General features: G+C 58.0%; 1 protein-coding gene and 1 pseudogene. One reads left to right on the top strand and one right to left on the bottom strand.

Features of this window, described 5'->3' with window-relative positions:
* Positions 1 to 259: pseudogene (locus HV796_RS42305) on the top strand (hypothetical protein); the annotation flags it as partial.
* 617 nt (positions 260 to 876) lie between these two features.
* Here the strand turns inward: HV796_RS42305 and HV796_RS43830 are convergent.
* Positions 877 to 1445 (bottom strand): hypothetical protein (locus tag HV796_RS43830; protein WP_217478246.1); only part of this gene is annotated, 569 nt, incomplete at its 5' end.

The raw sequence follows: 1445 nt of genomic DNA, 5'->3' as shown, positions 1-1445 counted from the left end.
CGTCGTTCCGTTCGCGGAATGGCTGAGCAAGTGGAAAGACAACCGCGACGCTCCGCTCTATCCATTGCTCAGCCTGTTCCGGGACAACATGTACGATGGACGCTCCACGGTAGAGCTGTATCAGGACACCTATCGCTGGGACTGCAAGAACGTGGCGGACTTTCTCAAGGGGAGCGGTATTGAAGAACCGAGATTCAACGATGAAGAACTAACCCGGTATCTTGAGAACTCAATCGGCTTCGTGGCGACGACATCCTAGACTAGCGGGAAGTCACGCGGTGAGGCTGCCCCGGAAGTCGGGATGGTTCTGGTGCAAATAGATAAGCGTGTTAACAGAGCTTATATAGGAAGGATACCTTATCGAGTAGAAAGGATAGCATTTCATACGGCCGGCGCAGCGAGGCTAAAATTGCCCATCCACCATGGATTGAAAATCTTTCCGAAAGGCCTGTCCAGTAAGGCTTTCTGCGCACAGATTGCTCGTAAGTCAGGAATTTAGAGGACACGTGATCTATGCTTGGGCGAGTGTTACTGAGAGGATCGCTCATGAAACGAGACGGCCGGAGCCTGGCTCACAACACGGTTAGATTGGGTAGCCCCGCTGCCGAGAGGCAGCGGGGCCCCCGAAGAGCTGTACGCGTGAGTTTCCCCGCATACAGCTCGAGCACAGCATTAGGCGCCGCACTGACGCCGGTCTTGTCATTGCGGGGTAAGACCTTCGCAGACGTCACATCGTTGATTCACCTCTTTGATGAGGCGCAGGGCGCTGAACCGTTGAAGCCGGTCACTCACAAGCTGCCCGTCACGGAACGTGAAATGCTGGCCTGCGACAACTATGCCTGCGATTGCGCGAAATTTTTCTCGGCCAATGCGCGGCTAGTTTCTTCGCGTTGGCGCGCCAACGGACCGGGACCGTGCGCGGCCAGCGTCATCGCGACCCATGCACGCGCGTCTGATCAGCCCAGCGAGACAGAACACAGGAGCGCTGGTGGATGACTGTTCCGTCGCTATGAGATGAGCGGTGAGTTCGGGCCATTCTTCATCCATCGCCCCATCGGACCAATCGAGATCACCAGCGCCGCGCGGACGGCACAGCACCGAAGCAGCAACCTCTGCTGCGTGCGCAGTCAAGTCGTCGCTCATGGACATGGCAACGCCGTCGACGTACCGGCACGATACCGCGCGGCATTCATCCATGGTCGGCTCGTGAAGCAACATCGTGTTCCAAGATGCCATAACCGATCCTTTCTCCCAGCTTAGTCGCGAAGCTGTTGACAGCAGACGAACGAGCGTGTCGACCTCTGTCCACGGGTTCTGCCCGGGTTGCTCTCCGCGCGCGCGCAACCGATCAGCGTTCGCGTACGCGACGTCGAGCGCGTCAAGCGTTGCCGCGAACACGCCTGGGCGACCTTTCTCGTATCCGTTGATGTGCGCCCGAAGTCGAC

Origin of the sequence: Paraburkholderia humisilvae (genome assembly GCF_902859855.1) — a bacterium.
Classification (GTDB): Bacteria; Pseudomonadota; Gammaproteobacteria; order Burkholderiales; family Burkholderiaceae; genus Paraburkholderia; species Paraburkholderia humisilvae.
The sequence above is the reverse complement of the archived record's forward strand: the minus strand, read 5'-3'. Positions and strand labels throughout refer to the sequence as shown.